The sequence below is a fragment of the Nonomuraea sp. NPDC005501 genome (assembly GCF_040605905.1).
GTDB lineage: Bacteria > Actinomycetota > Actinomycetes > Streptosporangiales > Streptosporangiaceae > Nonomuraea.
The window spans coordinates 1-25953 of the sequence record NZ_JBEXDT010000036.1 but is presented as its reverse complement, the minus strand read 5'-3'; the positions used below and the strand labels follow the sequence as shown (position 1 = coordinate 25953).

General features: G+C 71.7%; 25 protein-coding genes. 17 read left to right on the top strand and 8 right to left on the bottom strand.

The annotated features are described in order from the left end of the window. Nucleotides 1-263 precede the first annotated feature (263 nt). From ABZS51_RS19205 to ABZS51_RS19190, 4 genes are all read left to right on the top strand, one after another. A complete protein-coding gene (locus ABZS51_RS19205) occupies nt 264-923 on the top strand; it encodes a Pr6Pr family membrane protein (RefSeq protein WP_355442500.1) in 660 nt (219 codons plus the stop codon). A gap of 128 nt (nt 924-1051) precedes the next feature. Then, a complete protein-coding gene (locus ABZS51_RS19200) occupies nt 1052-1408 on the top strand; it encodes a type II toxin-antitoxin system RelE/ParE family toxin (protein ID WP_355442497.1) in 357 nt (118 codons plus the stop codon). Further along, the gene (locus ABZS51_RS19195; protein ID WP_355442494.1) at nt 1405-1704 is read left to right on the top strand and encodes a helix-turn-helix transcriptional regulator; all 300 of its coding nucleotides are present in this window, start codon (nt 1405-1407) and stop codon (nt 1702-1704) included. Before ABZS51_RS19200 ends, ABZS51_RS19195 begins: the two co-directional genes overlap by 4 nt. Before the next feature lie 81 nt (nt 1705-1785). Then, a complete protein-coding gene (locus tag ABZS51_RS19190) occupies nt 1786-2025 on the top strand; it encodes a prevent-host-death family protein (RefSeq protein ID WP_355442490.1) in 240 nt (79 codons plus the stop codon). 365 nt (nt 2026-2390) lie between these two features. Here the strand turns inward: ABZS51_RS19190 and ABZS51_RS19185 are convergent, their stop codons facing one another. Then, nucleotides 2391-3299: a MurR/RpiR family transcriptional regulator gene (locus ABZS51_RS19185; RefSeq protein WP_355442487.1), complete on the bottom strand. Its 909-nt coding sequence runs from the start codon at nt 3297-3299 to the stop codon at nt 2391-2393. Further along, nucleotides 3284-4714: a glycoside hydrolase family 3 protein gene (locus ABZS51_RS19180; RefSeq protein WP_355442485.1), complete on the bottom strand. Its 1431-nt coding sequence runs from the start codon at nt 4712-4714 to the stop codon at nt 3284-3286. The genes ABZS51_RS19185 and ABZS51_RS19180 overlap by 16 nt, the downstream gene beginning before the upstream one ends. A 165-nt stretch (nt 4715-4879) precedes the next feature. Between ABZS51_RS19180 and ABZS51_RS19175 the strand changes: the two genes are divergently transcribed. Continuing rightward, on the top strand, nt 4880-6448 hold the full coding sequence (locus ABZS51_RS19175) for a family 10 glycosylhydrolase (RefSeq protein WP_355442482.1): 1569 nt from the start codon (nt 4880-4882) through the stop codon (nt 6446-6448). Nucleotides 6449-6467: 19 nt separating this feature from the next. Further along, nucleotides 6468-7568, top strand: a complete 1101-nt coding sequence (locus tag ABZS51_RS19170; protein ID WP_355442479.1) for an anhydro-N-acetylmuramic acid kinase — start codon at nt 6468-6470, stop codon at nt 7566-7568. A 5-nt stretch (nt 7569-7573) separates the two neighbouring features. Here the strand turns inward: ABZS51_RS19170 and ABZS51_RS19165 are convergent, their stop codons facing one another. Continuing rightward, the gene (locus ABZS51_RS19165; protein ID WP_310708360.1) at nt 7574-8218 is read right to left on the bottom strand and encodes an FHA domain-containing protein; all 645 of its coding nucleotides are present in this window, start codon (nt 8216-8218) and stop codon (nt 7574-7576) included. Nucleotides 8219-8399: 181 nt separating this feature from the next. Between ABZS51_RS19165 and ABZS51_RS19160 the strand changes: the two genes are divergently transcribed. The 4 genes from ABZS51_RS19160 (at nt 8400) to ABZS51_RS19145 (ending at nt 12258) form a co-directional block, all read left to right on the top strand. After that, a complete protein-coding gene (locus tag ABZS51_RS19160; RefSeq protein WP_310708359.1) occupies nt 8400-9521 on the top strand; it encodes a citrate/2-methylcitrate synthase in 1122 nt (373 codons plus the stop codon). Further along, the gene (locus ABZS51_RS19155; protein ID WP_355442475.1) at nt 9518-9811 is read left to right on the top strand and encodes a DUF3017 domain-containing protein; all 294 of its coding nucleotides are present in this window, start codon (nt 9518-9520) and stop codon (nt 9809-9811) included. Before ABZS51_RS19160 ends, ABZS51_RS19155 begins: the two co-directional genes overlap by 4 nt. A 53-nt stretch (nt 9812-9864) precedes the next feature. Further along, nucleotides 9865-11079, top strand: coding sequence for an NADP-dependent isocitrate dehydrogenase (locus tag ABZS51_RS19150; RefSeq protein ID WP_310708357.1), 1215 nt, complete (start codon nt 9865-9867; stop codon nt 11077-11079). Nucleotides 11080-11220: 141 nt separating this feature from the next. Further along, nucleotides 11221-12258 (top strand): polysaccharide deacetylase family protein, encoded by a 1038-nt coding sequence (locus ABZS51_RS19145; RefSeq protein ID WP_355442472.1) that lies wholly within the window; start codon nt 11221-11223, stop codon nt 12256-12258. Between the two features lie 7 nt (nt 12259-12265). On the opposite strand, the gene ABZS51_RS19140 is transcribed toward ABZS51_RS19145, so the two are convergent. Then, the gene (locus tag ABZS51_RS19140; RefSeq protein ID WP_355442469.1) at nt 12266-13300 is read right to left on the bottom strand and encodes a hypothetical protein; all 1035 of its coding nucleotides are present in this window, start codon (nt 13298-13300) and stop codon (nt 12266-12268) included. After that, the gene (locus tag ABZS51_RS19135; RefSeq protein ID WP_355442466.1) at nt 13297-14817 is read right to left on the bottom strand and encodes a hypothetical protein; all 1521 of its coding nucleotides are present in this window, start codon (nt 14815-14817) and stop codon (nt 13297-13299) included. Before ABZS51_RS19135 ends, ABZS51_RS19140 begins: the two co-directional genes overlap by 4 nt. A gap of 659 nt (nt 14818-15476) precedes the next feature. Here ABZS51_RS19135 and ABZS51_RS19130 point away from each other — a divergent pair. From ABZS51_RS19130 to ABZS51_RS19120, 3 genes are all read left to right on the top strand, one after another. Beyond that, complete coding sequence (locus tag ABZS51_RS19130; protein ID WP_355442463.1) at nt 15477-15734, top strand: hypothetical protein; 258 nt, start codon at nt 15477-15479, stop codon at nt 15732-15734. A gap of 138 nt (nt 15735-15872) precedes the next feature. Continuing rightward, a complete protein-coding gene (locus tag ABZS51_RS19125) occupies nt 15873-18068 on the top strand; it encodes a serine/threonine-protein kinase (protein WP_355442460.1) in 2196 nt (731 codons plus the stop codon). Nucleotides 18069-18122: 54 nt separating this feature from the next. Continuing rightward, nucleotides 18123-19097 carry a malate dehydrogenase gene (locus ABZS51_RS19120; protein ID WP_310708351.1) on the top strand — a complete coding sequence of 325 codons (975 nt, stop codon included), beginning with the start codon at nt 18123-18125 and terminating at the stop codon, nt 19095-19097. A gap of 103 nt (nt 19098-19200) precedes the next feature. Here the strand turns inward: ABZS51_RS19120 and ABZS51_RS19115 are convergent, their stop codons facing one another. Both ABZS51_RS19115 and galE read right to left on the bottom strand, forming a co-directional pair. Further along, nucleotides 19201-19368: a hypothetical protein gene (locus tag ABZS51_RS19115; protein ID WP_310708350.1), complete on the bottom strand. Its 168-nt coding sequence runs from the start codon at nt 19366-19368 to the stop codon at nt 19201-19203. Between the two features lie 80 nt (nt 19369-19448). Beyond that, nucleotides 19449-20396, bottom strand: coding sequence for a UDP-glucose 4-epimerase GalE (gene galE / locus ABZS51_RS19110; RefSeq protein ID WP_355442456.1), 948 nt, complete (start codon nt 20394-20396; stop codon nt 19449-19451). 89 nt (nt 20397-20485) lie between these two features. On the opposite strand from galE, the gene ABZS51_RS19105 reads away from it, so the two are divergent. Together ABZS51_RS19105 and trpS are read left to right on the top strand one after the other, a co-directional pair. Continuing rightward, nucleotides 20486-21799 (top strand): hemolysin family protein, encoded by a 1314-nt coding sequence (locus ABZS51_RS19105; RefSeq protein ID WP_355442453.1) that lies wholly within the window; start codon nt 20486-20488, stop codon nt 21797-21799. Between the two features lie 14 nt (nt 21800-21813). Next, complete coding sequence (trpS, locus tag ABZS51_RS19100) at nt 21814-22818, top strand: tryptophan--tRNA ligase (RefSeq protein ID WP_355442450.1); 1005 nt, start codon at nt 21814-21816, stop codon at nt 22816-22818. Between the two features lie 79 nt (nt 22819-22897). Here the strand turns inward: trpS and ABZS51_RS19095 are convergent, their stop codons facing one another. Continuing rightward, entirely contained in the window at nt 22898-23404 is a 507-nt protein-coding gene (locus tag ABZS51_RS19095) for a MarR family transcriptional regulator (protein ID WP_310708346.1), read from the bottom strand. Nucleotides 23405-23464: 60 nt separating this feature from the next. Here ABZS51_RS19095 and ABZS51_RS19090 point away from each other — a divergent pair, with 60 nt between their 5' ends. Both ABZS51_RS19090 and ABZS51_RS19085 read left to right on the top strand, forming a co-directional pair. Then, nucleotides 23465-24745: an amidohydrolase family protein gene (locus ABZS51_RS19090; protein WP_355442447.1), complete on the top strand. Its 1281-nt coding sequence runs from the start codon at nt 23465-23467 to the stop codon at nt 24743-24745. Nucleotides 24746-24872: 127 nt separating this feature from the next. After that, entirely contained in the window at nt 24873-25820 is a 948-nt protein-coding gene (locus ABZS51_RS19085; RefSeq protein WP_310708344.1) for a YihY/virulence factor BrkB family protein, read from the top strand. Nucleotides 25821-25953: the final 133 nt, after the last annotated feature.

Sequence of the window (25953 nt, the reverse complement as noted above, 5' to 3'; positions counted from 1 at the left end):
GAGGCACCCGAGTGAACCCGTGCAGGAGGTGCTCGACCGCATCGAGATCGGCTTCCCGCCCAGCGGGCCCGCGATCCTCACGCTGCCCGCGTTCGGGGAGCTGCCCGCGGCCGATCCCGGCCGCGGGGTGGGCCACATGGTCCGCGGCGAACGGGCCGGGCTCAACCGGATCACCGGCGTCCTCGACGAGGTCACGGCGGCCGGGGCGCACGCCGACGTGTGGACGGCGAAGGTCGTCACGTACATGTGCCAAGGTGATCTTCATGGTCTTGGCGACGATGTTCCGCTTGGTACTGATCGCGGCCGGGGTGACCGGCATGGTCTACACGTGGATGGCCCTGGCCGGCCCGCTGCACCCGCTGGTGCTCTTCACCGTTCAGAGCAATCTGATGCTCGCGGGCTATTGCGCCTGGCGGGTGGTGAGCAGGCGGCGGCCTTCCCTCGAGGTCAAGGGGGCGGTGACCCTCTACATCGTGATCACCGGGCTGATCTGGCATTTCCTGCGTATGCGCGGGGCCAACCCCTTCGAGCGCCTGTCCCACTCAGGTCTCGGCCTCGGCAACTTCCTCCTCCACTACGTGACACCGATCATGGCCGTGGTCGACTGGCTGCTCTTCGACCGGACCGCCGCCCGGCCGAGATGGGCGGCCGCTCCCGTGTGGCTGGCCTATCCGGTGGCGTACCTGGCCTTCGCCCTGGTCCGGGGCGCCCTGTTGCCTCCGGGCGCATGGAAGAGATACCCCTATCCGTTCCTGAACGTGGACACGTACGGTTACGGCGGAGTCTCGATCATGGCGGTGGGGCTGGCCGTCTGCTTCGTCCTGATCGGCTACGGGCTCATCGCCCTGCACCGCCTCGCCAACCGTCCCCACCGCACGGCCGCCGGATCAGGCCCGATGAGACCTGGCATGTCGGAGGAGTAGCGCTGTCGCGGTGATGGATGTCGCGTGTCTCATCCCTTGGTGGCTCGCGGCCAAGGGCGCATGGGATCGCCCATCGTGTCCAGGCGAACGCAAGGCGCGACAGAAGTCTTGGTCATAGCATCAATGCTATGAGCTGGGGTATCGTAGAGCTGGAACCAGAGGTCCGGCAGTGGCTTGAAGACCTGCCTGCGGCATCCTTCGCGAGGGCGGCCTTCTACGTCGATCTGCTTGCCGCAGAGGGTCCTCTGCTGGGGGAGCCCTACACCAAGCAACTCGACGGCAAGCTGCGTGAGCTCCGGTTCCACCTCGACGAGTTCGCCTGGCGCATCACCTATTGGATCGCACCTGGGCGTCGGATCGTGCTCTTGACGGTGTTCCACAAGACGCGGACGCGCGATGATCGGGAAACCGAGCGGGCTCGGCGGGCTATGCGTCGCTGTGTCGAGCTGGCGCACACCGTCGAGGAGGAAGAAGAGGCGATATGAGCGAGCAGGAGAGCTGGCGGGAGCTCCGAGAGCGTCGGATGGCCGAGCCCGGGGCAGCCGAGGCATATGAAGCCGCACGCCTCGCCTACGAGCTGGGTAGGACGGTGCGTGGGATGCGCGAAGGGCGTGGCTGGACCCAGGACGACCTGGCCCGCGAGGCCGGCATGACGCAGTCGGCGGTGGCGCGGTTCGAAGCCGGTGGCACCATTCCCACGTTGCCCGTTCTGGAGCGCCTGGCGCGGGCCCTGGACGCGGATGTCGAGGTTCGTTTGACGCCGCGGGCCCCGGCTGCCTGAAGACCGTCCGCGTGCTTCCCCCCTGTGGTTACGGTGGCATCGGGGGTTACAGAGGCGGCCCACCGAGAAGTTGCCCGTCTGTTGGCCGATGCGGAGCTGGAGACCGATCTGGTGGTGACTCGTCGGCATCAGCCAGTTGGGGCTGTGGTGAGCATTTGCCGGCTCGATGAGCTGGAGTCGGCGGCGGCTGATCTGCGTGATCTGGCGCTCGTGCTGGCGCGAGCCGCCAGCGACACAGGGGAGCGGGTGTCGCTCGATGAAGTACTCGCTGCCTTCGGTCACACGCGCGAGTCCCTGGCCGCTGTCCTGGAGGATGAGTGAGCCGTGTCAGCGGTGGATGATCCTCGGCGCATCGGCCCGGACGCCCATCGGCGCGACACCTTGAGAGCGTCCGGCCGGCCCACGACTCGGCCGACTCCCTGTTCCCGTCGGACAGCGCGACGAGTTCCTCGCGGCCATCGGCGCGCTGTTCAAGGTCCAGAACGGCTACTGCAGCGTCGGCGGCCCCGGCGGGGTGTCTGTCCGTACGGGCAAGGGCTCGGGGGTTCGGGGGCCGGGCCCCCGGTACCGGGGTGCGGGGCGGAGCCCCGCTCGGGGCGTCCGAGCGGAGCGAGGGCCATGCCTTTGGGGTTTCGGTGTTTGGGGCTTGGGTTTCTGGGGCTTCGGGCTGAGGGTTGAGGTGGGGGTCAGCGGAGGCGGTAGCGGTCCGTGGCCTCGCGGGTGGCGCGGATGGCGGCGTCCGCCGTGTCGTACGTGCGCTGGGCCAGGCCCACGAACACGCAGTCCACGATCAGGAGCTGGCTGATGCGGCTGGCCAGTGCCCCCGGGCGGAAGGCGGTCTCGCGGCCCGCCGACACCATGGTGTGATGGGCCAGTCCCGCCAGCGTCGAGCGCGGGTTGTTGGTGATGCCGACGACCAGGGCGCCGGCCTCGGCGGCCGTGCGGGCCGGGACGAGCACGTCCGGCGTCTCGCCGCTGCAGCTGATGGCCACCGCCACGTCACCCTCCCTGAGCAGGGCGGCGCTGGTCAGTGCCAGGTGGGCGTCCGCGAACGGGTGGCTCGACAGGCCGATCCGCAGCAGCTTCTGTGACATGTCCGTGGCCACCAGTCCCGACGCGCCGACTCCGTAGACGTCCACGCGGCGGGCGGCGGCGATGGCGGTCACCACCTCGCCGAGCTGGCCGGGGTCGAGCTGCGCGGCCGTGTCCGCCAGGGCCTCCGACTCGGCCCGTGCCACCTTGGCGATCACGTCGGTGAGCGGGTCCTCGGGGCCGAGGTCGCCGGGTACGAGGCGCTCGGGCTCCTTGGCGACCGCCACGGCCGCCGCCAGCGCGAACCTGAGCTGGGAGTAGCCGCTGTAGCCGAGCACCCGGGCGGTGCGGACGATCGTCGCCTCGCTGGTGCCGGACACCACGCTGAACTCGGTGATCGTGCTCCGTACCACCAGCTCGGGGTCGTCGAGGATGATGCGCGCGATGGCCCGCGCCGCCGGGGTGAGGGACGGCAGCACGGCCCGGACGGCGGCGGACGGGTTGGCGGGTTCGGCAGGCGAGGCGGTCGCGGCCTTGCGCGCGGTGGTCATCGGGTCAGCCATTCCGCCGCCGCGCGCGCCGACACACGTGAGATGCCGTGCGTGGCGACGTGTGCCGCCCCCTGGGGCGGGCCCGGGATGCCGGTGTCCACCACGATCGTGTCCGGCCGCACCCGTACGGCCTGCTCCACCCGCTCCCGCACCCAGGCGTGCCGGGCCGCGTCATGGACGGCCAGCACGACGGGCCGATCACTGAGCGGTGGCAGCGTGCCCTCGTCCGTCATCCGCACCCGCTCGGTCCCGGGCAGCAGCTCGGCCAGCGCCGCCGTGAGTCCCGTCGGCATGGACGGGTCCACGGCCTGGCTGAGCCGGGTGTTGACCTCCACGACGAGCGGCGGCCGGGTGAGCCGGGCCGTGCCGGTCGTGGTCAACGCCGCCCGGGCCGCCTCCAGCCCCGCGCCGGGGTCGGCGTCGGCGACGGCCTTCTCGCGGGCCGCCGCCTGGGCGCCGTACCAGCGGGAGACCGCGCGCACCCGGGCCGCCGCCTCCGCCAGGCGCTCCTCGGGCAGGACGCCCTCGCGGACGGCGGCCACGATGGCGTCGCGCAGCTCGGCGAGGCCCCGCTCGGTGACCAGGCCGGCGCAGATGGCGTCGGCCCCGGCCGCGAGCGCGCGCACCGCGATCTCGCCGGGGGAGTGCATCGCGGCGACCGCCCGCATCTCGATGGCGTCCGTGACGAGCATCCCGTCGTAGCCGAGCTCGCCCCTGAGGAGGTCGGTCAGGATGGTACGGCTGAGCGTCGCGGGCCTCTCGGGGTCGAGCGCCGGGACGAGCAGGTGACCGCTCATGATCGACTGGACGCCGGCCTCGACGGCGGCGCGGAACGGCGGCAGGTCGCGCTCCGAGAGCACCTCCCGCGAGATGTGCACGGTGGGCAGTGCCAGGTGCGAGTCGGTGGTGGTGTCGCCGTGGCCGGGGAAGTGCTTGGCGCAGGCCGCGACCCCGGCGCCCTGCACGCCCCGTACGTAGGCGGCCGTGTGGCGGGCCACGAGGTCCGGGTCGGGGCCGAACGAGCGGACGCCGATGACGGGGTTGTCGGGGTTGGCGTTGACGTCGGCCGAGGGCGCGTAGTCGAGCGTGATGTCGGCCTCGGCGAGCATCCGGCCGATCTGGCGGGCGACCCGTTCGGTCAGGTGCACGTCGTCCACGACGCCGAGGGCGCGGTTGCCGGGGAACGAGCTGCCGTGCTCGACCTCCAGCCGGGTCACCGCGCCGCCCTCCTCGTCGACGGCCACCACCACGTCGGGGCTCTCGGCGCGCAGGCGCCGCACCACCTCGGCGTCCGGGCGGTTGCGGGCGAACAGCACCACCCCGCCGAGGCCCTCCCCGAGTGCCCGGCGCATCCAGTCCGGGACCTCGACGCCGTCGTAGCCGGGTTGCAGCACGGCGGACGCGAGCCCGTACAGGTCAGTGCTCATGGGACCTCCTACGCCGGTCCCGGGACCAGGCGGCTGTGGCTGACGATGATCTCCCGTGACGCCGGGGGACGGCGTGCGCGGCATTTTCCTTCACGATTATTGAACTGAAGGTAATTTTCTGTCATCGTCGCCCTCGACACAACCGCTTCCGAGAGGCCACCCCCCATGCCGAGCAGAAGGACACTCCTCAAGGGTCTCGCCCTCGCCGCCGCCGCGTCCGCGGTGCCGCTGCCCGCCTACGCCGATCCCACCACGACCCCCACCGCCACCACGACCGCCTCGGAGGCCGCGTACGTCCCGCCGCTGCACCAGATGCGCGGCATGTGGATCGCGTCGGTGGCCAACATCAACTGGCCCTCGAAGCAGGGGCTGTCCGCCGACGAGCAGAAGGCGGAGCTCATCGCCTGGCTCGACCTGGCCGTGCAGCGCAGGCTCAACTCCGTGTTCGTGCAGATCCGGCCGACCGCCGACGCGTTCTGGCCGTCGTCGTTCGAGCCGTGGTCGCACTGGCTCACCGGCGTCCAGGGGCAGGACCCCGGCTACGACCCGCTCGGCTTCGCCGTGGCCGAGACGCACAAGCGCGGCCTGGGCTTCCACGCCTGGTTCAACCCGTACCGCGTGTCGATGCAGACCGACCCCGCCAAGCTGCACCCCGACCACCCGGGCCGCAAGCACCCCGAGTGGATCCTGCCGTTCGGCGGCAAGCTGTACTACAACCCCGGCCTGCCGGAGGTCCGCAAGTTCTGCCAGGACGCCATGCTCGACGCGCTCACCCGCTACGACATCGACGGCCTGCACTTCGACGACTACTTCTACCCGACCAACACCACGGCCTTCGACGACAGCGCCGCCTTCGCCCAGTACGGCGCCGGCTTCCCCGACCTGGCCACCTGGCGGCGGCACAACGTCGACCTCATGGTCTCGGAGATGCAGCAGCGCGTACGCGAGGTCAAGCCGGAGGTCGCCTGGGGCATCAGCCCGTCCGGCATCTGGCGGAACAAGGCCAGCGACCCGCTCGGCTCCGACACCAACGGCGGCCAGTCGTACGACGGGCTGCACGCCGACACCCGCGGCTGGGTGAAGAAGGGCTGGCTCGACTACATCGCGCCCCAGCTCTACTGGTACATGGGCCAGCCGCCCGCCGACTACTCCAAGCTCGTGCCGTGGTGGGCGAGCGTGGCCGACGGCACGAACACGCTGCTGTGGATCGGCCAGGCCGCCTACAAGGCCGGCGACCCGGCGCAGGCCGTCGACTGGCAGGACCCGGCGGAGCTGTCCGACCACCTCACGCTCAACCGCGCCCACCCGCAGGTGTCGGGCGACATCTGGTACAACGCCAACGACGTGCGCGCGGACCGCATCGGCTCGATCAGCACGGCGGTCACCAACCACTACACGCGTCCCGCCCTGGCGCCCGTGCTGCCGCGCCTGGCCGACGGCGAGCCGCCGCGCCGCCCCGTGCTCGCCTACGCGCTGCGCCGCCCCGGCGGGGTCGAGGTGCGCGCGGTCGCGACCGGGCACGACGAGCCGTTCCAGTTCGCGATCTTCCGCTTCTCCGGGCGGCCCGCCGCGGGCGCGTTCGACGACGCGCGCAACCTCGTCGCCGTCGTCCCCGGCGACCGGCAGGTGCGCTGGCTCGACCCGGAGGGCAAGCGCGGAGACCACTACCACGTGGTGGCCGTGGACCGGGTCAACCGGACCAGCAAGCCCAGCAACGGCTTCGTGGTGCTGTAACCGATTCCGAAGGAGCGCGATGCGGGTTCTCGGCCTCATCTCCGGCACGTCGCACGACGGCATCGACAGCGCCGTCGTCGACTGGTCGCTGTCCGGCGGAACACTCACCGGTGTGGTCGAGCACACCGGCGAGGAGCCGTACGAGCCCGGCCTGAGGGCCCGCATCGTGGCCGCCCTGCCGCCGAACCGGGTGGACATGGGCGAGGTGTGCGCGCTCGACACCCTCATCGGCCAGGCGTTCGCCGAGGCCGCCGGGCACGCGCCGCGGGCCGACCTGATCTGCTCACACGGCCAGACGCTCTTCCACTGGGTCGAGGACGGCCGGGTCAGGGGCACGCTCCAGCTCGGCCAGCCCGCCTGGATCGCCGAGCGCACCGGCCTGCCGGTCGTGTCGGACGTCCGGGCGCGCGACGTCGCGGCCGGCGGGCAGGGCGCGCCGCTCGTTTCGTACCTCGACCTGCTGCTCATGGCCGGGCTGCCGGGCCGCTCCGGCGCGCTCAACCTGGGCGGCATCGCCAACCTGACCGTGCGCGAGCCGGCCCTCGCCTACGACACCGGCCCCGCGTGCGCGCTCATCGACGCGGCCGCCCCGCCGTACGACGAGGACGGCGCGCTCGGCGCGGCCGGGACCGTGAACGAGAGCCTGCTCGCGGAGCTGCTCGCCGAGCCGTACTACGCCAAGGAGCCGCCGAAATCGACCGGTAAAGAGTTGTTCGCCCCGGGCTACGTCAAGGCGGACCTGCCCCTCCCGGACCTGGTGGCCACGCTGACGGCGCTGACCGCCGAGACCGTGGCGGCGGAGATCCGCCGGCACCGGCTCGACACGGTGGTCGTGTCGGGCGGCGGCGTCCGCAACCCCACGCTCATGGGCATGCTGCGCGCCCGCGTGCCGGGCGCCCGGCTGGTGACCAGCGACGAGCTCGGCGTTCCCGCCGGGGCCAAGGAGGCGATCGCCTTCTCGCTGTTCGGCTGGCTGACCGCGCACGGACTGCCCGCCACGGTGCCGAGCTGCACGGGCGCCACCGGGGCACGGGTGCTGGGCACGCTGACGCCCGGCTCCGATCCGCTGACGCTGCCGGCGCCCCTCGCCGAGGCGCCGATCGCGATCCGCTTCGCCTAGAGCACCTACGAGGCCCGGCGGCCCGCCGCGGACGGCTGGTCGGCCGGGGTGCCCGTGCGCTGCGGCGGGACCACGGGGGTCGGCCGGACCAGGCCCAGCGCGACGACCTCGTTGGCCAGCCGGGTGCGCCGGTTGGTGCCCTCCGGGATGCGGAACTTCTGGTACAGCCGCAGCAGGTGCTGCTTGACCGCGGCCTCCGTCACGACCAGGTCGTCGGCGATCTCCCGCGCCGTCGCCGGGGCCACGAACGCCTCGTCGGACAGCGCCGGCCGGCAGAGCGAGGTCAGCACGTCGACCTCGCGTCTGGTCAGCTCGGGGGCCGCCGCCCTGCGGAGCTCGACCTCGGGAGCGAAGTCCTCGCGGGGAACGCCGCCGATGCGACCGCGCGCCGCTCCGAAGGAGACGACGTCGCCGTCGTCCAGGACCCTCCGGGCGATCGGCCTGCCATTCACCCGCGTGCCGTTGCGGGACAGGCCCAGGTCAACGACGTACAGGTAGGGTCCTCGCCTGACGAACTCGGCATGGAGTCGAGACACGCTGGGATCGGTCAGCCGGATGTCGACACCGCGGCCCCTCCCCACCGTCGTGATCTCGGGGCGCAACGGGACGACCTCACCGGTGTCCTCGACGCGTATGAACGGCCCCTCCACGGCAGTTCCTCCCCAGGTAGCCCGCCGTAACTGTTACTACAGCTCCGGCTTACCCAAACGAGGGGATGGGGAATCGCCTTTGCCATAAGGAGAATGACGCGTGAAATTGGTCTGGACCTTCGCAGACGGTTTTGCCTGCTCACGGGTAGACTTCCACCGAAGATAACCGGAGGAAAGACTCATGGCGGACAAGCCCACGAAAGGCCTGGCCGACGTCGTAGCCGCGTCCACAGCGTTGAGCGACATCGACGGTAAGGCCGGTCGCCTGTTCTACCGGGGATACGACATCCACGACCTGGCAGGCAGAGCGACGTTCGAAGAGACCGCGCATCTGCTCCAGCGGGGCAAGCTGCCCACCCGGGAGGAGCTCGACGCCTTCGGGGCCGAGCTGGTGCGAGGCCGAGAGCTGGGCGCGCTCGCCGCGGCGAACATCGCCGAGATCGCCGAGAAGCAGAAACCCATGGAGGCGCTGCGCAGCCTCGTCTCGCTGACCGCCGCGGACGATCCCGACCGCGACTCGATCGCCCCCGAGGCGAACCTGCGCAAGGCCGCCCGTCTGACCGCCCAGCAGCCGCTGCTCGTGGCCCGCTACCACGCGGCCCGCACCGGCGGCAGCGCGCCGGACCCGGACCCGGGGCTCAGCATCGCGGCGAACTTCCTTCTCCAGGTCACCGGCCGCGAGCCCGGCGCCCGGGAGGTGGAGCTCTTCGACGCCTGCCTGGTGCTGCACGCCGACCACACGATGAACGCCTCGACGTTCGCCGCCCGGGTGTGCGCCGCCACGCTGTCCGACATGCACTCCGCGATCGTCGCCGCCATCGGCACGCTCAAGGGCCCGCTGCACGGCGGCGCGAACGAGCAGGTCATGAAGACCCTGGAGTCGATCTCGCCCGGCGACGTGGCGAGCTCGGTCCGCGAGAAGCTGGCCGCGGGCGAGAAGATCATGGGCTTCGGCCACCGCGTCTACAAGACCGAGGACCCGCGGGCCACGCATCTGCGCCGGATGTCGCAGGAGCTGGCGGAGGCGTCCGGGGACGACACGTACTACCGGATGTCGAAGGAGATGGAGGAGGTCGTCTTCGACACGAAGGGCCTCTACCCGAACGTCGACTTCTACGCCGCGACGGTCTACCACTACCTCGGCATCCCGACCGACCTGTTCACGCCGGTCTTCTCGATCAGCCGCATGGCGGGCTGGACGGCCCACGTGATCGAGCAGCACGCCGACAACCGCCTGATCCGTCCCGACAGCGAGTACATCGGAGAGCGGGACCAGAAGTGGAAGCCGATCGAGGAGAGGTGACTCAGTCGGACGAGAGCTGGGGACCGTACCCGCTGATCCTGGCGGGTGCGGTCGTGGCCGTCGCCGTGACCCTGTTCGTGGACCCGCGGTGGGGCGGGTTCGCGCTGGGCGGCGCGGTGATGGTGGCCGCTGCCCTGCGCTTCGCGGGGTACGGCGGCGTGCTGGCCGTGCGTAGCAGAAGGACGGACGCCGTCACGCTGGGCGTGTTCGGCTTCGTGCTCGTGCTGACCTCCCTGTTGCTGGGGAACAACGAGCTCAAGGCCCTCATCATGTCCCTTTTCGCACGCTGACTTGGCCGTCCGATAGCCTCGACGCATCAATTCATTGAAGGGGAACCATTCGCATGCCCAAGATCAAGGTGGAGGGTCCGGTCGTCGAGCTTGACGGCGACGAGATGACCCGGATCATCTGGCAGTTCATCAAGGAACAGTTGATCCTTCCCTACCTCGACGTCGACCTGAAGTACTACGACCTCGGCATCGAGCACCGTGACGCCACGGACGACCAGGTCACGATCGACGCCGCCAACGCCATCAAGCAGTACGGCGTGGGTGTGAAGTGCGCCACGATCACTCCGGACGAGGCGCGGGTGGAGGAGTTCGGCCTGAAGAAGATGTGGCGGTCGCCGAACGGCACCATCCGCAACATCCTCGGCGGCGTCATCTTCCGCGAGCCGATCATCATGTCGAACGTGCCGCGGCTGGTGCCCGGCTGGACCAAGCCGATCGTCGTCGGCCGTCACGCGTTCGGCGACCAGTACCGCGCCACCGACCTCAAGGTCCCCGGCGAGGGCACGCTGACCCTGACGTTCACCCCGAAGGACGGCTCCGAGCCGATCGAGCTGGACGTCTACGACTTCCCCGGCCCGGGCGTCGCGCTGGCGATGTACAACCTGGACGAGTCGATCCGTGACTTCGCGCGGGCGTCCATGCGGTACGGCCTGTCCCGCAACTTCCCGGTCTACCTCTCGACGAAGAACACGATCCTCAAGGCGTACGACGGCCGCTTCAAGGACATCTTCGCCGAGGTGTACGAGAGCGAGTTCAAGGCCGACTTCGAGAAGGCCGGCCTGACGTACGAGCACCGCCTGATCGACGACATGGTCGCCGCGGCCCTGAAGTGGGAGGGCGGCTACGTCTGGGCGTGCAAGAACTACGACGGCGACGTCCAGTCCGACACGGTCGCGCAGGGCTTCGGCTCGCTGGGCCTGATGACGTCGGTCCTGATGACGCCCGACGGGCGCACCGTCGAGGCCGAGGCCGCCCACGGCACGGTGACCCGGCACTACCGCCAGCACCAGCAGGGCAAGCCGACCTCCACGAACCCGATCGCGTCGATCTTCGCGTGGACCCGCGGCCTCGCCCACCGGGGCAAGCTCGACAACACCCCCGCGGTGACCGAGTTCGCCGACACGCTGGAGCGGGTCTGCATCGAGACCGTCGAAGGCGGTCAGATGACCAAGGACCTGGCGCTGCTGGTCGGCGGCGACGCCGAGTGGCTCACCACCCAGGACTTCCTGGCCGCGCTGGACGAGAACCTCAAGAAGAAGATGGCTTGATCGTCCCGTTGGGGAAGGGCCGCCTCCGGGCGGCCCTTTTCGCTGTTCGGGGCCATCTCTTGGGGTTCCGGCGGGCGTGGCGTAGTTGATCACCAGGGTAGGAGCCTCCCCAAGGAGTCGTACGCGTCTCGGGGGGTTCGGATGCGACTGCGTGTCTTGAGCGGAGTGGGCCTGGCGGCGGTGGTCGTGATCGCGGGTGGCTGCGGCAGCGAGCCCGCTCCCACGTCCAGCAGCGGCAAGGCCGACACGGCGGCCCAGACCAAACAGACCCGGGCGGCCAAGGTCGCCGCCGCGGCCAAGGTCAAGGCGAACGAGCTCGGCCAGGTGCCGGTGCTGATGTTCCACCGGGTCATCAGGAACCCGACGACGACGGACGACAGGACTCCGGAGCAGTTCCGCTCCGATCTCGAACGGCTCGCCGCCGACGGCTACGTGCCGGTCACCGCGGCCGAGTTCGTCACCGGCAAGATGGACATCCCCGCCGGGACACACCCGGCCGTGCTGACCTTCGACGACTCCTCGCCGTCGCAGCTCTCCCTGGACGAGGTCGGCAATCCCAAGCCGGACACCGCGGTCGCGATCCTGCGCGAGGTGGCGGCCAGGCACCCCGGGTTCCGGCCGGTGGCGACGTTCTACGTGACGCGCGACATGTTCGGCAAGACCGTGCGCGAGGAGCAGGCGGAGATGCTGCTCTGGCTCAAGCAGAACGGCTTCGACATCGGCAACCACACGCGCGACCACGTCAACCTGCGCGGCAAGTCGAAGAAGGAGGTCGAGGAGCAGATCGGCTCGATCGCCCAGCAGATCGGCGCCCTCGCCTACGTCAAGCCCGTCACGCTGGCCCTGCCGTACGGCAACCAGCCGAGCCGGAAGGAATGGGCGGCCCGGGGCAAGCTGGGCGACGTGTCGTACGAGCACGCCGGCGTCTTCCTGGCCGGCTACACCCCGGCGCCGTCGCCGTTCAGCCGCTCCTTCGACCCGCTCGGCATCCCGCGCATCCGGGCCATGGACAAGAAGGGCGACTGCGCGCAGTTCTGCTCCACGGCGTGGCTCGACTGGTTGAAGAACAACCCGGACATGCGTTACACCTCGGACGGAGACGTGACGACGGTGGCGTTCCCCAAGTTCAAGGACCCGTTCCTGCGCACCACGTACACGACCCGCGCCCTGCCGTACTAGCTCCCAGTTATCGCAGTGTGCCCACCACGATCGGCGACGGCGCGTCCAGCCGCAGCGGGGTCATGGTCCCGTCGGCCGGGCTCAGCAGGTGGCAGGCGACCTCGCCATGGGGGCCGCGGGTCTCGGTGAGGAGCGCGTCTTCGCTCTCCCAGCGCAGGATCGCGCGGACGCGCCACCCGGCGGGCAGCCGCGGCACGACGGTGCGCGCGGGCCGCTCCCGGCGCGCGTCGGTCAGGACGACGCCGCGTGGCACGGGCCCGCCCGGCGTGGACTCGGTGGCGACCGTGGCCAGCGTGTCCCCGGCCGGTGAGGGGACGGCCGTCGTGGCCAGATGGCCGGGCAGCTCGGCGCGGCTCACCACGTCACCGTCCGCCGACCGGACGACGTACGAGCCGGAGGTGACGTGCCCGGGGAAGCGGCCGGAGGGCTTGACGTTCACGAGGGCCGGGCCGCGGTCGGTCCATCCGAGGGCCCGCTCGCCCCGCGGCAGGCGACGGACCCCGCCGCCCGCCACGTCCACGATCATGGTGATGCCCGGGGCGACCTCACCCGTGTCATCGTCCCGGTCATCGGCCACCAGGAGGCGCCGACCGTCGGGGGAGAACATCGGTTCCTGCCCGCCCCGGCCAGGCTCGGGCGGCTCGCCCGTCTTCACCGGGAGGGGCGTGGTGGTGCCCTTGAGCAGGTCCACGACGACGTACCGGTGCTGCTTCGGATGCCAGTAGGCGGCACGCGTGCCGTCCCGGCTGAGGGTGAGCGGGCCGCTGCCGAAGGCGTAGGGCAGCCACCACCGCTCCCCGCGGGTGGAGACGAGCACCCAGTGCTTGCACGTCTCCGCCCCGTCGTCGCAGGCCGGCCGGTACGCGTACCGTACGGGCGCGGGAGCGGGGCCCCTGAGCTCGCGCGGGCCCGGCGTGGGCACGACCGGGCCCTGGTCAGGCCGGACGAACCGGACGGGAGGCTGCGACCACACGGGCGCGGTCACCCAGACTCCCGCCACGACGGCCAGCACGGCCGCGCCGTACGTCCACGGGCCCCTCATCGGAGCCGGCCGAACACCGCGTCGTCCAGGGCGCCGGGCAGGCCATCGGCCGGGCCGCTCCCGCCGGTGGCGGGGTCGACCAGGTGATGCCTCGCCTGGCCCGGGTCCCGTGTCTCGACGCTGACGAGCAGCCTGCCGCCGGCCGACCAGCCGGCGGTCTCCGGCGCCCCGTAGTGGGCGGGCAGGCGCATCGGGACGCGCCGGAGCACCTGGCCGGTGCGGGGATCCATCGTCACGAGGTCGTCTCCGGCGATCACGGCCAGCGCGCGCCCGTCGGGGGTGCCCAGCGCGTCCAGGGTGGGGTCGAAGGGGACGCGGGTGAGCGCGGCGCCCCGGCGGTCGAGGGTCAGGAGCTCGGTGCCCGGCGCGCCGGGGAGGGCCCGCCGGCCGGCGGTCGCGACCACACCGTCGGGACCCAGGCCGAGGACGCGGCCCACGCCGGACAGGCGTGAGCGGGCTCCGGTCCGCGCCTCGACCAGCTCCACGCCGGCGGCCGAGGTCAGCGCCACCAGGCCGCCGTCGGCTGAGAGGGCCGGCTCGGGCACGCTCTCGTCGTCCAGCGGGCCGGTGAGGTGGATCAGGCGCATGGTGGTGAGGTCGAGCAGCACCAGGCGGCGTGAGGCGCCGTCGAGGTAGGCGACGTGGTGGCCGTCCCGGCTCAGCGCGAGCGGGGCGGGCCGGCCGCGCGGCCCGCCGCTCGTCAGACGGGCGACGGCCGGACCGAGGACACGGGGGAAGCCGGGTGTGGCGGACAGCTCCCACCTCTGCCGCTCCCGGTCCAGCCGGGCGTACCGGAGCGGTTCGCCGACGGGGGACAGGGGCGGCCTCGGCGCGGTCGCGGCGGCGGCCCGCCGCACGCCCCAGCCGTCCGCGCCCGTGACATAGTCCCAGGGAGTCACGGTCCGGCCGGTCAGCCAGGCGTCCTGTCCGCTCCCGTCATACGGACCGTACCGGGGCTCTCGCGCGGTCCCCCAGACGGTCCAGCCCGCGAGGAGGCCGACGGTCGTCGCGACGGCGAGGGCCGCGCCCACCAGGCGCTTCAGCGCCCCTCGTGGGCGCCCGGCGGCCCGCTCAGGGGTGACCTGCCACGGCCTGATCGCGTGGATCAGGGCGAGGAGGGGCAGCAGGACGTCGCAGACGAGCGAGGCGGAGTCACCCAGCACGTACGGGAAGTCGGGCAGGCCGCCGCTGGACGCGGTCCACAGGGCGACGGCGGTGCCACCCGCGAGAAGCGCGCGCGCCGACCGCGCCCGCAGCGCCAGCCGGGCGGCGACCAGGTCCACCGGCCCGGCGGGCAGGGCGCGCCGGTGCAGGTCCCTGACCAGCAGATGGACGGCCGGTACCGAGGCGAGCGCCAGCGTCGCGCCGAGGCGCTCGGCGACACCGACCTCCATGCGGAACGAGCGAGCGACGGTGCTCAGGGCGATCCCGCAGGCGAGGACGGCGGCGACTCGCCAGATGCCGGCGAGTGCGCGCGGGGCCAGGCGCATGCCCGCGGGCCGGACGCGGTCCGGCATTGAACGGCTGCGCGCTATTTCGGCTGCTATTACACCGAAAAACCACCCGATAACGGTATAGTAAGGCGAAGTCGGGAACGATTCCTGGACCATCGCGGCCAGGGCGACCGCGGCTCCGGCGCCTGCTCCCGCATAGCGGAATCGCCGGTCCGCGCGCAGTCTGCGGGCGACGCCGGCCGCGTTGTACGGGGTGAGCGTCAGGCGCTGTCGCCGGGCGAATGTCACCGATTCTGCGGCGAGGACCGGCTCACGGGCGAGGAGAACGACGCCCCCGATCGTCACCCCCGCCAGCACGACGAGGAACGCCGCCGCTAACAAGAATCGGCTTTCGTCACGGCGGAGAAAGTAGCAGAATCCGGGATCTCACGCCTGGGGGATTTTTAGTGCTTTCTAGTGAAATAGCAGACCGACTCGTGGCCGAAGCCGCCACAGCGCGAAGAGCCGGGGCGCGCGGGCTCGGATGGGCGCCCGTCGCGGTGGCGCTGGTGCCTGCCCTCCTGGCGCTGCTGTGGGCGAGCGGCGCCGTGGTGCCGCGCCTCGGGGACGGAGGACGTGGGGGCGGCCTCACATTCTTTGCGGACTCGTCCGAGGAGAGTGCCACCACTCACGAGACACGGCGGTTCGTCAACGAAGGATGGACGCCGGTCACGCTGACCGGGGTGGGCGTTCGCACGGAGGGGCTCGTCCTGCGCTCGGCGGCGATGACCGGCGGCGGCCGCTTCCCGCACGTCCTCGCGCCCGGTGAGGAGGTACGGCTGGACCTCACGTGGGAGGTCCAGGACTGCCCGGCCGTGCGGGCGGAACCGGTCGAGCTGGTCTTCGAGGTGAGCCGCTGGTGGGGGACCTCCACCGGGACCGTCGAGCAGGACCCGGACAGCCCGTCCGTGCTGGACGACGTGTGCGGCCCCTGGGCGTGACTCCGCCGCGGTCGCGTGTCACCGTTGCGGACAGGAAGACCCGGGCGTGGATCACGAACGGTTAACGCCACCCTGAGAACTTCCTGCACGTCGTAAAGTTTGCCTCGTCGGGCCGTAAGCACAGTGTGGGGAAGACGAATGCCGCAGATCTCGCCGCTGGTGACCGGCGACCCCGGCGAGCTGGGGTCGTTCCGGCTGACCGGACGGATCGGGGAGGGCGGCCAGGGCATCGTCTACCTGGGCGTCGACGAGCAGGGCGAGCGGGCGGCGATCAAGCTGCTGCACGTCAAGTTCAGCGGTGACACGATCGCGCGCTCGCGCTTCGCCAGGGAGCTCAAGGCCGCCAAGCGGGTGGCGTCGTTCTGCACCGCCCGGGTCATCGAGGCCGACCTCGAAGGCGACGCGCCGTACATCGCCAGCGAGTACATCGACGGGCGCGCCCTGCGGGACATCGTCGACACGGACGGGCCGCTGCGGGGCACGGTGCTCGACCGGCTGGCCATCGGCACCGCGACCGCGCTGACCGCCATCCACCACGCCTCGATCATCCACCGCGACTTCAAGCCCGACAACGTGCTCATCGCCGCCGACGGGCCGCGCGTGGTCGACTTCGGGATCGCCCGCATCATCGACTCGACCGGGACCATCACCAGCCGGGCCATCGGCACCCCCGCCTACATGGCGCCGGAGCAGATCGCCGGCGACGACGTGGGCCCCTACACCGACGTGTTCGCGTGGGGCGCGACGATCGCCTTCGCGGCCTCCGGCCAGGCCGCCTTCGAGGGCAACTCGATCGCGGTCGTGCTCAACCGGATCCTCAACCACGAGGTCGACGTGAGCATGATGCCGGAGCCGCTGCGGAGCGTGGTGCGCTCGGCGCTGTCCAAGTCGCCCGAGGAGCGGCCCTCGGCCGACCAGATCCTGCTCCGGCTGCTCGGCCAGCCGGAGACGGCCGGGGCGTCCACGGCGGTCCTCACCCGTGGCGCGCAGGTGGCCACCGACGACACCACGCCGTTCCTGCGCGTCTCGACGACCCTGGCGCCTCAGGGGCATCCCCGCACGACGACGGGCGGCTCCGCGCGTGACGCCGGTGCGGCAGGCGGCGCGCCCGCCGCGTACACCGGAGGGACCTCCGGGGTGCGCGAGGGAGGGATTCCCGGGCACACGGGCGGCGGGACCGATCACGGCGCGGACGCCGACGCGGAGACCTCGTTCTTCCACGCCTCCGCCCTGCCGGCCGAGGCGCGGGCCACGACCGCCGGTGAGCAGGCGCCCCCCGGCGACCAGCACCCTGGCGACCAGCGTCCCGGCGACCAGCAGCCCGGCGATCACCAGTCCATCGGGCAGCACGCCGGCGATCAGCATCCGGGCGACCAGCACGCGGGTCTGAAGGCGCTCGTCGGCCACACCGGGGTGCCGCCCGCGCCGCCCACCCAGCTCGGCGGCCTGGCGAGGACCCGCCGCCGCAAGGCGTGGTGGATCGCCCTGGTCACCGTGCTCGCCCTCGTCGTGGCCGGGAGCGTCGTCGCCCTGGCCAACGGCTGGCCGCAGCGCGCCTTGGGCCTGGGCCCGTCCGGCGGCGACACGCCCACGCCGTCGCGGACCTTCGCCAGCGTCATCGACAAGGTCGCCGGCACCGGCCGGCTCGTGATCGGCGTCAAGGGCGACCTGCCGGGCATCGGCCTGGCGCGCGACGGCGGGTTCGAGGGGTTCGACGTGGAGCTGGGCAGGCGGATCGCCGCCGAGCTGGGCGCGGCGAACCCGACGTTCGTCCGGGTGTCCGTCGGCAACCGCGACGACATGCTGGCCGACGGCTCCGTCGATCTGGTGCTCGCCACGTACTCCATCGACGACAGCGGCGTCGAGTTCGCCGGCCCGTACTACCTGGCCCACCAGGACGTGCTGGTGCACGACGGCGCCGGCATCGAGAAGGTCGAGGACCTGAAGGGCCGCAAGGTGTGCGCGGTCAACAGCCCCTCGGTCGGCAAGGTGCAGGCCCTGGTGGACGTGGAGCCCGTCACGGCCGGCAACTACGCCGAATGCATGGACCTGCTGCGCAGCGGCCGCGTCGACGCCGTGCCCGGTGACGATCTGATCCTGGCCGGCTTCGCCGGTCGCGAGAGCCTCCGCTTCAAGATTCTCGGCGCGAAGCTGAGCAACGAGCGTTACGCGGTCGGCATCCGGGGCGGTGACGTGCGGGCCTGCAAGACGGTCAGGAGCCTGATCGCCGACTTCTACCGGACGGGCGTCATGAAGCAACTGCTGACCCGGTATTTCGCAAAGGTGGACTTCACCTTGGAGCTGAAGCCGCCCGCGATGGAACCCTGCGGATGACGAACGGGTAGCATCCCAAAGTCAATGATTCGTCCTGTGAGTTAGGGGAAGGCCATGGCCACGCCCGTCAAGGTCACCGTCACCGGAGCCGCCGGTCAGATCGGCTACGCGCTGCTGTTCCGCATCGCGTCGGGCCAGCTGCTGGGCGCGGACGTGCCGGTCAAGCTGAGCCTGCTGGAGGTCCCGCAGGCCGTGAAGGCGGCCGAGGGCACCGCGATGGAGCTCGACGACTGCGCGTTCCCGCTGCTGTCCGGCATCGAGATCACCGACAACCCCGACGTGGCGTTCGACGGCGCCAACGTGGCCCTGCTGGTCGGCGCCATGCCGCGCAAGGCCGGCATGGAGCGGGGTGACCTGCTCGGCGCCAACGGCGGCATCTTCGGGCCGCAGGGCAAGGCGATCAACGACCACGCCGCCGACGACATCCGGGTCCTCGTCGTGGGCAACCCGGCCAACACCAACGCGCTCATCGCCCAGCAGAACGCCCCGGACGTGCCGGCCGAGCGGTTCACCGCGATGACCCGCCTCGACCACAACCGCGCGCTCTCCCAGCTCGCCGCCAAGCTTCAGGTGCCGGTCACCGACATCAGGAACATGACCATCTGGGGCAACCACTCGGCCACCCAGTACCCCGACCTGTTCCACGCCGAGGTGGGCGGCAAGGTCGCGGCCGAGCAGGTCGACGCCGAGTGGCTGCGCGAGACGTTCATCCCGACCGTGGCCAAGCGCGGCGCGGCGATCATCGAGGCGCGGGGCGCGTCGAGCGCAGCCTCGGCCGCCAACGCCGCGATCGACCACGTCTTCGACTGGGTCAACGGCGCCGAGTGGACCTCGGCGGCGGTCGTCTCCGACGGCTCCTACGGGGTGCCTGAGGGGCTCATCTCGTCCTTCCCGGTCCGCTCGGCCGGCGGCCGGTACGAGATCATCCAGGGCCTGGAGATCGACGCGTTCTCGCGCGAGCGCATCGACGCCAGCGTGCAGGAGCTCGTCGAGGAGCGGGACGCGGTCAGGTCCCTCGGCCTCATCTGATCCTCCCCGGCGGCCCCCGGTCCCATCGAGCCGTCCGTATCGGCGCGCGTCCCGTTCGCGGGGCGCGCGCTTCGCTTTGCGCGGGGACAGCGGGCGCGGACGCTCACGGGAGGACGGCGGAGGCGGAGGGCGACGGCGTGTTCCGCTCGCCCGTGCCGGGGCAGGAGATCCCCGAGGGGGCATGAGGAGCTGATGAGGCCGTGGCGAACACGACTCCGGCGGCGGCCGAGAGGCTGCCCAGCACGACGGCTGAGCCGAAGAGCAGCTTCATGACCCTGGGCGAAGACGTGACCCTAGGTGAAAAGGTCCTCACATTTCGGTATCACAGCACATATCGCGCCGCCGCATGCGTCATTTGCCGGAAAGCGCCGTCCACGCGTCGGAGACGATGTCCCGGATCGACGCCCGCTCGGCCTTCCAGCCCAGCTCGCGCTGGATCTTCTCCGAGGAGGCCACCAGCACGGCCGGGTCGCCGGCGCGGCGCGGCCCGACGACGGCGGGGATGTCGTGGCCGGTGACCTCGCGGCAGACCGAGACGACCTCCTGCACGGAGAAGCCGGTGCCGCTGCCCAGGTTGTAGATCTGGTGCCGCCCCTCGCGGACCGCGTCGAGCGCCAGCAGGTGGGCACGGGCCAGGTCGCTCACGTGGACGTAGTCGCGCACGCAGGTGCCGTCGGGCGTCGGGTAGTCGGTGCCGAACACGCTGACCGACTCGCGCTCTCCGGTGGCGACCTTCAGCACGTTCGGGATGAGGTGGGTCTCGATCGCGTGCCGCTCGCGGAAGCGGCCGTAGGCGCCGGCCACGTTGAAGTAGCGCAGGCTCACCGCGCCGAGGCCGCGCAGGCCGGCGTAGGCGGTGAGCGCGGTGTCGACGGCCAGCTTCGAGGCGCCGTAGGGGCTGGTCGGCCGCGTGGGGTCGCTCTCCTGGATGGGGGAGCGCTCCGGCTCGCCGTACGTGGCGGCGGTCGAGGAGAACACGATGCGGCGCACGCCCTGCTCGTGCATGGCCTCCAGCAGCGCCAGCGTGCCGCCGAGGTTGTGCGACCAGTACAGGCCCGGCTTCTCCACCGACTCGCCCACCAGCGACTTGGCCGCGAAGTGCAGCACCGCCTCCGCGCCGGCGAGCGCGTCGTGCGCCTCGGTGATCGAGCCCTCGACGAACCGGGCGCCGTCCGGCACCGCGTCCGCGTGGCCGGTCGACAGGTCGTCCAGCACCGTCACCTCGTGCCCTGCCTCGACGAGCTGGGCAGCCACGACACTTCCCACGTATCCGGCGCCGCCGGTGACCAGAAGCCTCATGATGTCTACTCCTGTGCGAATATGTTTGATTATGTACGACTTGCCGTTCAGCATACGCCCGAAAGGCGTTGAGTACGCTGCCAACCACCATGTTTGACGCTGTCGTGGCCAACATCGCCCTCGTCCTGGTCTTCATCCTCGTGGGCGGCTTCTTCGCGGCCGCGGAGATGGCGATGGTCAGCCTGCGCGAGAGCCAGGTGCGCAAGCTCGCCGAGCAGGGCCGCCGCGGCGAGCGGGTGGCCAAGCTGGCCCGCGACCCCAACCGCTTCCTGTCGGCCGTGCAGATCGGCGTGACCGTCGCCACCATGCTCTCGGCCGCGTTCGGCGCCGACCGGCTCGGCCTCCAGCTCGTCCCCGTGCTGGAGGGCTGGGGCGTGCCGGTCGCCGTCGCGCCCGTGCTCGCGCTGGTGCTGGTCACCCTGGCCATCTCGTACGTGTCGCTGGTGCTCGGCGAGCTGGCGCCCAAGCGGCTGGCCCGGCAGCGGGCCGAGGGGTTGTCACTGTTCGTGGCGCCGTTCCTCGACCGGATCGCCGCGCTGTCGCGGCCGGTGATCTGGGCCCTGTCGAAGTCCACCGACGGCGTGGTCAAGCTGCTCGGCGGCAACCCGCATGCCGACAGGGAGGAGGTGACCACCGAGGAGCTGCGCGACATGGTGGTCGGCCACACCGACCTGACCACCGACGAGCGCAACCTCATCGCCGAGGTGTTCGCCGCGGGCAAGCGTCAGGTGCGCGAGGTGATGCTGCCCCGGACCGAGGTGGAGTTCATGGAGGCCGACACGCCCCTGGCCGAGGCCGCGGTGCTCGCCGCCGGGATGCCCCACTCGCGCTTCCCCGTCTACCACGAGTCGTACGACGAGGTCATCGGCTTCGTCCACGTCCGCGACCTGCTCGACCCCGTGCTGACCGGCCGCATCGAGCCGATCAGCGAGCTGGTGCCGATCAGGCCGGTCAAGTACGTGCCCGCCTCCAAGCGCATCCTCACCACGCTGTCGGAGATGCGCGGCGAGGGCCACCACCTGGCCATCGTGGTCGACGAGTACGGCGGCACCGCCGGCATCGTCACCCTGGAGGACCTGGTCGAAGAGCTCATCGGCGATATCAGGGACGAGTACGACATCGAGGACGACACCGTGATCCTCCCGGCCGGCGAGATCGAGATCGACGGGCTGACCAATCTCAACGACTTCGCCACCGAGACCGGCATCAAGCTGCCCAGCGGGCCGTACGAGACGCTCGGCGGCTTCGTCATGGCGATGCTCGGCCACGTCCCCGAGGTGGGCGAGACGGTGGAGATCCCCGGCTTCGAGCTGACCGTCACGGAGCTGGACGGACGCCGTATCGCCAGGGTGAGGGTGAAGCGCGGCCTGGCGGTTGAGTCGCCGCCCGACCAGGATTCCTGACACAATTGTGTGCCATGGCCAGACCTCGTGTTCTTTCCGGCATCCAGCCCACCGCGGACTCCTTCCACCTGGGCAACTACCTGGGTGCGGTCCGTCAGTGGGTCCCGATGCAGGAGACCCACGACGCCTTCTACTGCGTGGTCGATCTGCACGCGATCACCGTGCCGACCGACCCGGCCGACCTGCGCCGCCGCACCCGCGTGGCCGCCGCCCAGCTCTTCGCGGCCGGGCTCGACCCGGAGCGCTCGACCGTCTTCGTGCAGTCCCACGTACGGCAGCACAGCGAGCTGGCCTGGGTGCTCAACTGCCTGACCGGCATGGGCGAGGCGGCCCGGATGACGCAGTTCAAGGACAAGGCCGCCAAGTTCGGCGAGAGCGCCGCGAGCGTCGGGCTGTTCACCTACCCGATCCTGCAGGCCGCCGACATCCTGCTCTACCACGCCGAGCGGGTCCCGGTCGGCGCGGACCAGAAGCAGCACCTGGAGCTCACCCGCGACCTGGCGCAGCGCTTCAACCACCGCTTCGGCGACACGTTCACCCTGCCCGAGCCGCACATCCTCAAGGAGGTCGAGAAGATCACCGACCTCCAGGAGCCGTCGGCCAAGATGTCCAAGTCGTCCTCCAGCCCGGCGGGCATCCTCGACGTGCTCGACCAGCCCGGCCCGCTGCGCAAGAAGGTCATGCGCGCGGTCACCGACACGGGCTCGGAGGTGCTGTTCGACGAGGAGAACAAGCCGGGCGTGTCCAACCTGCTGCGCATCCAGTCGGCGCTGACCGGCACGCCCATCCCCGAGCTGGTCGCCCGCTACGAGGGCCAGGGCTACGGCACGTTCAAGAAGGACGTGGCGGAGGCCGTGGTCGACACGTTCACGCCGATCCGCGAGCGTACCGAGAAGCTGCTCGCCGACGAGGCGGAGCTCGATCGCCTGCTGGCGATCGGCGCCCGGCGCGCCGGCGAGGTGGCCGAGGAGACGATGGAGCAGGTCCGCGACAGGATCGGCTTCCTGCCCGGGGCCTGACGGACCGGACGCCGGCCCGGCCACGAGCCGCCCGGATCGGGCGCCCGGCCCCTGAGGGGGCCGGGCGCTCTTCGCGTCGTCAGCGGACCCTGCGCCGGCCCACCGCGAGCAGGACCTCGCGCAGGGCGTCCGCGGCTCGCCGCACGGCCTCCTCGGGGACGCCCGCCATCACCTCGGTGTGCGCCTTGCCCGAGGCCGCCAGCGCGGCGTCGGCCACGCGCAGCCCCTCGGGCGTCAGCCGCACCCATCGGCTGCGCGCGTCGCCGGGGTCCGCGGCGCGCTCGACGTAGCCGGCGGCCGTCAGGCGCTGGAGCACGTTGCTCGTGCCGCCGGAGGTCAGGAAGAGGGCCTTGGACAGCTCGCTCGGCTTCATGCGGTGCGGCGGCGGCGTGCGGCACAGCGCGGCCAGGATGTCGAACTCGGCGTAGGTGAGCCCGAGGTCGGCCAGCTCCGCCTTGACGGCCTCCTGGAAGAGCATGTCGAGGCGGGACGTCCGCTTGCTGAGCTCCAGCGCGGAGATCAGGGCCGACGGCATGCCGGCCTCGCGCCAGCGCGGGACGAGCCCGTCCACCTCGTCATGCTTCATGAGACGAGGATACTTGTGGGCTGATTGCTTTTCAGAAAGCTATTCAATAAGCTTTTCGACATGGAAACAGTGATCAGGAATGGGATCGTCGTCGACACCGAGCCGGAGCCGGTCGTCATCGGGCCGGCCGACGTCCGGATCAGGGACGGAAGGATCGCGGAGGTCGGCCCCGGGCTGGCCCCCGCCGACGGGGCCGAGGTCATCGACGCGACGGGGCGGATCGTGCTGCCCGGCTTCGTCGACACCCACCGGCACACCTGGCAGGCCGCCATCCGGGCGACGATGCCCGACGCCACGTTCGGCGACTACCTCGGGCGTGTCCTCGGCGAGCTGGCCCCGGCCTTCCGGCCGGAGGACGTCCACGCCGGCAACCTCGCGGGCGCCCTGGAGTGCCTCGACGCGGGCGTCACCACGTTGCTGGACTGGTCGCACGTCCAGTTCACGCCCGAGCACACCGACGCCGCCGTGGAGGCGCTGCGGGCCTCGGGCGTCCGCGCCGTCCTCGGCTACTGCCACGGCGGGCCGCGCTCCGGGCTGGCCGCGGAGACCCGCCGCGTGCGCGACGTCCACTTCGCCGCCCCCGGCCTGGTCAGCATGGTCATGGCCGCGCTCGGGCCGGAGATCCTGCCCGAGGACCACGCGCTGGAGGAGCTGGAGACCGCCCGCGAGCTGGGCCTGCCCGTCACCGCCCACCTCGGCGGCCACGGGCCGGAGAGCGCCGCCAGGGGGCTCGCCTTCCTGGAGTCCCACGGGCACCTCACGCCCGGCACGACGTTCGTCCACGCCAACCACTACGACGACGAGCAGCTCAAGGTCATCGCCGGCGCCGGAGGCGGCGTGTCGGTCTCGCCGATCGACGAGATGACGCTCGGCATCGGCTACCCGGTGACCGGGCGGGCACAGGCCGCCGGCGCGCCCGTCTCGCTCAGCGCCGACACCGTGACGTGCGCGCCCGGCGACATGTTCAGCCTCATGCGCACCGCGTACACGCTGGAGCGCGGCCGGCCGGGCGGCGCCGGGCTGGGCTTCACCACCAGGGACGTGCTGCGCATGGCCACGATCGACGGCGCCCGGGTGGCCGGGCTCGGCGACGTGACCGGATCGCTGCGGCCGGGCAAGCAGGCCGACCTCGTGCTCCTCAGCACGGCCACGCTCGGCATGGCCGCCTCGTACGACCCGATCGGAGCGATCGTCCTCAACGCCGACACCAGCGCCGTGGACACCGTCCTGGTCGGCGGGCGGGTGGTCAAGCGCGGCGGGCGGCTCGTGGGCCACGACGTGCCCGCGGCGCTCGACGCGCTGGCCGCCGCGGCGCGCCACGTCACCGCCGCGCTCGCCTGACACCCGCGCCGGGCCCCTCGTCCCGCGCGGCACCGCCTTGAACGGCGAAAACACTTCCCGATGGCAGACTTGACGGGCAGGTGCCGGGCAGGAGCCACTGACCGGGGCGAAAGGTGGCACGAGAACGATGGGCCTGTCCGAGCGGATCGAGGCGGTGAAGGCGCGCGGGCGCCGCCTGAGGGAGCACTGGCGGGTCCGCAGGCCGTCCGTCGACCACCTGATCCGGACCGTGCAGCGCTACCAGCTCCAGTCGGGCGACCGGCTGGCCGGCGCGGTCACGTACTTCGCGTTCCTGTCGTTCTTCCCGCTGCTGGCGCTGGGCTTCGCCGTGCTCGGCTACGTCCTGGCCAACGACCAGGCCGCCATGGAGGCGATGCGCAAGGCCGCCGAGGAGCAGCTTCCCGGCATCTCGGGCCGGCTCGACGTCTCCAGCATCGCCGCCGCCAAGGGCACGGCCGGGATCATCGGCCTGCTGGGCCTGCTCTACGCGGGGCTCGGCGCGATGGACGCGCTGCGCGGGGCGCTGCGGGAGATGTCGATGACCACGACGCCGCCGCTGGACTACTTCCGTGGCAAGCTGCGCGACCTCGCCTCGCTCGTCCTGCTGGGGGTCACGATGCTCGCCTCCGTCGTGGGGAGCGGGTTCGCCACCCAGGCCACGACCTGGGCGGTGCACCTGTTCGGCCTGGACGACACGCCGGTGAACAAGGCCGGGCTCTTCCTGACGGGCCTGTTCGCCGGCCTGGTCGCCGACTGGGTGCTGTTCGCCGTCGTGCTCGGCTGGGTCGCCCCGCCCACCCAGCCGTTCCGGGTGATCGCCAAGGGGGCGCTGCTCGGGGCGATCGGCTTCGGGTTGCTCAAGCAGCTCGCCGGGCTGCTGCTGAGCCACACACTCAACAACCCGCTGTACGGGGCGTTCGCGGTCATCGTCGGGCTGCTGCTGTGGATCAACTTCTCGGCCCGGCTCGTCCTGTACGTCGCCGCGTGGACGGCCACGGCCGGGCTCAGCCCGCCGCCCACGCCTTCGCCGGTGCCGTCGAGCGGCTCACCCGCGGGGCTGCCCTCAGAGGCGTGACCGCCTGCGGTACAGGCCGAAGCCGAGCCAGGCCAGCCCGACCAGCAGCACGCCGCCGACCACGAGGAGGCCGGTGCGGCGGCTGGAGCCGGTCTGCGCGGCGGCGGCCGTGCCGAGCAGCGAGCTCGGCCGG